Genomic DNA, 6,365 nt, shown 5'->3' with positions numbered 1-6,365 from the left:
AGCTAGCCTATGGCAGTTTCAACGGCCGTTAGAAGAATACTTTACCATGGTCAACTGGGACCAGCGCGGCTCGGGCAAAACCTATCAGTAGGTCGATCCCGATAGCATCAAAAACACTATTCATATCCAACAGTATGTCGACGACGCCATCGCCGTCGCCAAATTATTAACAGCACGTTTTGACACCGATAAAGTGATTTTAATGGGACATAGCTGGGGTACTATCGTAGCTATGCACGCCGCGTTAAAGCGACCCGATTTATTCTCTGCTTACGTCGGTATCGGGCAAGTGATCGACGTGCACGAAAACGAACGCATCAGTTTTAATTACGTTTTACAGCAGGCCAAAGCGGTAGGCAATCAGGCTGCGGTCGAGGAAATGATGACCATTGCGCCCTATCTTGGCGACCAACCTCTCACCCGCGAGCGTATTGTTACCGCCAGAAAGTGGGCACAGCACTACGGTGGTCTGAGCGCTTATCGCGACAACTCCTTTTACTATTACCGCGCCCCCGTCTCTCGCCCGAGTACAGCAACGCCGAGCGTTGCGCGAGTAACGCCGGCAATATCTTTACCCTAGGGCGCATACTCCCCGAGTTTCTGGCAGTTGATTTTAGCGGGGTAAAAACATTTCCGATTCCGGTGCTGATGTTTATGGGCAGACACGACTACACCACGCCCTCGGAACCGACCGCCGCTTGGTTAAAAGCCGTTGATGCACCTTATAAAAAAGGCGTATGGTTTGAGCACTCAGCACATATGATCCCGTGGGAAGAGCCTGGCAAAACCCTCGTCAGCCTGCTGCAATACGTCCGGCCATTAGCCACTAAGCCGTAGATCAGCGACGCGACTAAGCGACAAAAAGGGCGTCGCCAACCCGGCGCCCCGACACCGTTAATGTAACATTTGACGACGGCTCAACTACTCTACGCCAGTATATTAAGGCAGCTGAGCGCCGGTTCCGTCCCATCTAAAGCTGGAGCCTGACGCTTCGCAACTAACCATTCGTTTTCAAGATCGGCTACATGCAACTCATCATCAGGCGCGCCTTACACCAATCCAGCCTCCTGAGACACCAATCGTAGCGTCAACTATGTAGCTGCAACACTCGCCCATAGTTTGTTGAAATTGCTCTTTAAAAATCACGTCTGGCTGAATAAACCCCAGTAGCTTGCTGGGCCGCAAGTCCAACCGCTTCTCATACACCGAGAGCTGCTTGCCAGTAACTATACGTAAGTCAGTGCTCTCCCTACATCGGCTGCGGTTTTCGCCGGCACTTTACGAATTAAATACAATTTACTTTTGCGTTCTAACAGGCTGACGATGGCACCCGCTCCTACCCAGTACGGTATCGACGTCCCAGTCACCGAACCGTTTCTTCTTATCTACGATGGCTGGCCGGCATTCAATGCCAATACGGTTCAGGATAATAACGCGCTTCGCGCGATTGCCTTTGCGGTATTTCCGATGACCATGTCACAATTGCTTGTAAAGCTTGCCACAGCACCATTTATCGCGTTTCACGAAACCGTAAATCCAATCGTGACTGACACGGTAACTACTCTTGTTTTTTGGCGATTACAGAGTACCACCAACAGGCAGTTGATCTCCGCTCACCGTTTAACCATGGACTTATTATCTGAATTCGGGCTAAGTTTCACAAACTTTCTTAGGAAGTTTTGAATCAGACTTCTGGAGTTTCAGACCAAATACAAAGCGAGTCAGATTATATGGCCTGATTAGGTAGTGATATATCCCCCAGGTCACTGCAACGGTGCTGACTGTGACCAAAGTAAATTTGGTAAACCAGTGCCATGTCAGTGGTACCAAAAAATACACGGCTATGAGGGTTACGGTCTGATGCAAAATATAAAAGGGATAAACCGCCTCATTACAGTAAGTGAGGAAACGGTTGGAAAAAGTTAAATAGCGTCGACCATAACCTAGTACAGCTAATATAATCATCCAACTTGAGCCAACGTTAATAATGTCATACAGGTGATGAATCAAGCCAGAGTCGGGTATTATCACTATATTAAATAACACTAGATAGCGTATTGCGAAGAATCCAATACCCATCACCAAAAAGGTTCGACGGGAATCAAGTAAAACTCTCCAATACTTCTGGTTCGAGCAGAATAAAAAGCCGATAAGCAATATTATTGTCAGCACACTGAAACGGGTCCAGTCGCCAATCAGATACTGGTCAGTTGGGGGGAAAATAGGCGCCAGAAACCAATCGGCTGCAACAATAGGCACCGCGAATAAATGAATGCCGTACGGATGGCAGGTAATACGGTACAGCAAGTTCGATCGACCTTGACTATTCTTTTGTCGTATCCAGCTAAACAGTGGTAACAGAACCATAATACTGGCAACCAGGTACACAACGAACCAGAGGTGATGCCAGGAAAAATTACCCTCTGGGTAAATTCCATCAAAAAAACGAGGGTAAAATTGCCAGTAAGATAGAGTCATTCCTTCGGTCAACCGCTGCACGTAGATTTGTGGAGGCACTATCACCAGAATGCCAAATAAAAGTGGCAATAGCAGCCGTGTAGCACGCTCCTTAATAAACCGTACTATTCCCCGGCTATTAAGGCTAAACCAGATCCCCGCTCCCGAAATAAGATAAAGCAAAGGGATACGCCATTGATGAGGAAAGTACATCAAATTAGTTAGCCACTCGCTTTGCTCCGTATTTTTGATATGCCAGCCCCAACTACTAAACGCCATCCCAGCATGAAAAAGTATCAATAAAAAAAACGCCAATACCCTCAACCAGTCAAGTTCATAATACCGCTTATGTTCGACGTTCACTACCAGACTCCTGCCTACACCGTAGACGATAATTTATTGACATGCTTTAATAATGGCATTCAATAAATAGGCCTACCACCAATTTGTGACCAGTCGCAAAACTATGTGATAAGCAGGTTAAGGGACAGGGCAACCGCATGAGTACTCATTAATTCATCATACTGCTGAAGCCCGCTGTTAATACGGATTCCAGATAACTGGCTTTCATCCAAGCGCGTTTTTGCTTAGCTGGTATGCTGCCTATTGATGACTCTGCACGCAACATGTTTAACGCCAGGTTGCGTAGCATCGACCAGTTTTCAACACCGTGATTCTGGTGGATTTGGCAGTCATCTTCACCCATTCTAACGTCCAGAACCCAGTGTAAGCTATTCTCTACAGCCCAGTGAGAACGTACTGCTTCGGCTAGTTGCTTTTCACTCAATGACGCAGAGCTGATATGGTAGCGGTATGTCAGCTCGGGTGATTTTCCGTGTTGTTGGCGGAAGCTCATGCTCATACCGAGGGTTTTAGTTCAGGCCATTGTGGGAACGCTTTGCTCACGTCAGCAGCGTCTAACACATGGTACGTGCGAGCTTCGATACGCCCCCGCTTTTGCTCGAAGGTTAAGCCACCAAGTGGTGCTTCGCGTGTCTCAGTAAAGGCATCTTCTACCGCTTTGCAGAGCTTGCCCTGATTACTTTTCAGTGTGAACTGGTAATCACCCGCCTTGCTCAACTATTTGCTCTGCAATGCTGGTCTAGCAGCCCATGGCGTCAATTGATACTAAGGTGCACTAGACATCAAATAATTGAATAAGCTCAGGGATCGCTGTGATTTCATTCGACTTCTCAAAGGTTTTAATTTGAGCAAATACCATTTTATTTTCGCACGCAAACGCATTAACCATGTGTATCGTGGATTGGCGGTCATCGCGCTGATAAGAGCTTCGAAGTGTTTTACCGTCAATTGCAATCAGTTGCCCATAAGTACTTTCATGAATGACCTGCATCCAGTTAATAAAGCAGGCTCTGAATTGTTCTGGGTCAATTCGTGAGATGGTATGGGCAATGGTGTTATCGACTGGCACGCCATCGCGCAGGTGACCATGCTATTGAAACCATTCAATGTGGCCGTCGGCATAACCTCGAATCTCGCTCCAGCCTTCGGCTCCAGCGACGACACCATACAAGGTGATAAACAAAATATCCTCAAGCGGATACGCTACTTTTTACAGATTGACGACTGTCAGATAACTCGCCAAAATGTGTGGTGAAGGCATCGATATGCATAATTTCACTCTCCTAAAAGAGAGTATAAGATCACGACTAAATTGGATCGTCAAACTGAGCGTTTAATTTTCGCTCAGATGGTTAAGAAACGTTCATGATCTTGCCCTCGGTTAAGGGGGGCATAAAGGATCACAAGGTGCAATCAGTCCTCACGCAAACCTTGAAAAGAAGGCGTCGCGATAATGGCGACTCAATTTGATCGTGTTTCCATCACTCATCGTCAGTTGATAGTCACCTTTAAATACCGCTTCAACCTTACGAATCTGGTCCAGCTTAACTGAAAAACTGCGATGAACCCGAATGAAACGAGAATCTAAGCGGGACAAGAAGTTATTCATTGTATCGCGTTCGATAAACTTGCCGTCTTCGGTATGCAGTTCCAGATAGTTGCCCTTGCTGGCAATCCAGTTAATACTAGAGATGGATAACGGCAACATTCGCTCGCCAGTTCGTACCAATATTCTCGGCGCGTGTTGGGACGATAGATTTTTTGCTAAGGCCAGAAGTTCATTACTCGGTATTGTAGCGGGCTTATCAATGCGCGAGTAAGCTCGCTGTATGGCAACGTCGAGCCTTTGTAGAGAATAAGGTTTAAGTAAATAGTCAACGGCAAACAGTTCAAAGGCTCTTATAGCATATTCGTCATAAGCGGTAACAAATATAACGGGGAACCTATCTCCAATTTCCAGTGCCACTTCAAGCCCAGTCATTTCCGGCATATGAATGTCAAGCACTAGAATGTCAGGCTTCTGCTGCTCAATCAACTCCATTGCTTCAAGCCCATCTCTTGCCTCAATAATGTCTTGGCTTGTCACTAATTGACCTAACATGCGCTTAAGCTTTTGTCGTGAAGGAGCTTCATCATCAGCAATAAGGATCGTCATGCTTCAGCCTCCGTGGCGGGGAACACAATTTCCAGCCGAGCTCGATTGTGATCGATGTCAAGTGTCAACTTTCCCTCGTCGCCGTACAGTAATTCCAGTTGTTTGTGGACACTTTTCAGGCCAATACCTAAAGAAGCTAACGCCTGTTTAACAGTCGGCAGGGTATTGGTCATCTCAATGTGAATATTCCCTTCATACATTATTATTTTTAACGAGATTGATACTTCACCGCGGCTATGGTGGATAGTATGCATCACCGCATTCTCCAAAACCGGTTGTAACAACATCGAAGGCACATTTTGATGCAATAACTCATCCGCTATGCTTTCCTTATAATGGATTTGAGAGGGAAACCGTTTTTGTAGAATAGTCAAATAACTATGCAAAATAGTCATTTCCTGTGACAACTTCACCTGAGAAGTTTCTGACTGGGCCAGATAGTAACGAAGCAAGTCAGACAGCTCTTGTAGAAGCCCTTCTGCCAACAGAGGATCTGTCACTATTTTATCCGAAATCATATTCAAGGTATTGAACAGAAAGTGCGGGCGCAGCTGAGACTTAAGCTGCAACAGTTGTAGGCTGCTTAATTCGCTTTGTACTTGTATGCTTCTCTGTTTTTCTTCCCCTCGCCTTAGTTCCTCCTTCCGATAAAAAATGGCGAGTATCATAGACAAATAAATTACGCCGATACGCGGCCACTCCAACAAGATTCGCTTTGAGAAATACTCGTTGAGCCACAGGTAGTGGTCCATGCCATAGGCCGCGGGCAAATAGGCATAGAATGGGTAACGAACAACATCCATCAACACACATATCAGCAAAATAACAACAGGTAAGATAGCAACATGTCGCAGCCATTGGCCAAGCGCCGACCAATGACTAAAATAAGGCAACTCATAATATTTTTTTACTAACGGAAAAATCAACCCAAGCAGATAAGCCGCGGTCATCTCCGTATACCAGGTAACCCACCAGGGTATGTCGCTATCTGTTTGTTCCGATGTTCTGGCTATGCTCAGGTAAACACCCAAAAGGGTCCATATTAGCCCGTAACGTAAGGCATTTTTCCACGAACTCAGCATAAATGGACTCTCCACTTCATCAAACGTGTGGTTTATGTCAAGCTTACGCCATATTAAGAGAACAGCTTCATGAATCAATCTAATTGTGACCAGACGCAAAATTAAAGGATTAATAGCATAAAGTGCATTACCAACTTCCGCTAAGAGCGAAAAGCAAACCTTTAGCCTTTTTATGGTTGGAGCCTACTTCCTCATAGCGACCAGCCGTCCTGTTGTTGGTATGCACGAGCGACGTTAAAAGCGCACGATAAGCTTAACTAATGAGTGTCCGTTTTAGAAAGGGGCTAATACAGGCTTATTGTTGTGTT

General features: G+C 45.9%; 5 protein-coding genes and 2 pseudogenes. 2 read left to right on the top strand and 5 right to left on the bottom strand.

What is annotated here, in order from left to right; all coding sequences use genetic code 11:
* Positions 1-106: 106 nt before the first annotated feature.
* A complete protein-coding gene (locus A10D4_RS14280; protein ID WP_202801443.1) occupies positions 107-580 on the top strand; it encodes an alpha/beta fold hydrolase in 474 nt (157 codons plus the stop codon).
* 74 nt (positions 581-654) lie between these two features.
* Complete coding sequence (locus A10D4_RS14275; protein WP_202801442.1) at positions 655-837, top strand: hypothetical protein; 183 nt, start codon at positions 655-657, stop codon at positions 835-837.
* Between the two features lie 401 nt (positions 838-1,238).
* Here A10D4_RS14275 and A10D4_RS14570 read toward each other — a convergent pair.
* The 5 genes and pseudogenes from A10D4_RS14570 to A10D4_RS13095 form a co-directional block, all read right to left on the bottom strand.
* A pseudogene (locus tag A10D4_RS14570) lies at positions 1,239-1,557 on the bottom strand (IS30 family transposase); the annotation flags it as partial.
* Positions 1,558-1,650: 93 nt separating this feature from the next.
* Complete coding sequence (locus A10D4_RS13110) at positions 1,651-2,820, bottom strand: acyltransferase family protein (RefSeq protein ID WP_008490085.1); 1,170 nt, start codon at positions 2,818-2,820, stop codon at positions 1,651-1,653.
* Between the two features lie 148 nt (positions 2,821-2,968).
* Positions 2,969-4,091: pseudogene (locus tag A10D4_RS13105) on the bottom strand (ISAs1 family transposase).
* Positions 4,092-4,240: 149 nt separating this feature from the next.
* Positions 4,241-4,975: a LytR/AlgR family response regulator transcription factor gene (locus A10D4_RS13100; protein WP_008490083.1), complete on the bottom strand. Its 735-nt coding sequence runs from the start codon at positions 4,973-4,975 to the stop codon at positions 4,241-4,243.
* Positions 4,972-6,057, bottom strand: a complete 1,086-nt coding sequence (locus A10D4_RS13095) for a sensor histidine kinase (RefSeq protein WP_008490082.1) — start codon at positions 6,055-6,057, stop codon at positions 4,972-4,974. Before A10D4_RS13095 ends, A10D4_RS13100 begins: the two co-directional genes overlap by 4 nt.
* Positions 6,058-6,365: the final 308 nt, after the last annotated feature.

The sequence above is a fragment of the Idiomarina xiamenensis 10-D-4 genome, assembly GCF_000299895.1.
GTDB classification, from domain to species: Bacteria; Pseudomonadota; Gammaproteobacteria; order Enterobacterales; family Alteromonadaceae; genus Idiomarina; species Idiomarina xiamenensis.
Note: the sequence above shows the minus strand (reverse complement) of the source record. Positions and strands in the feature narration are given on the sequence as shown.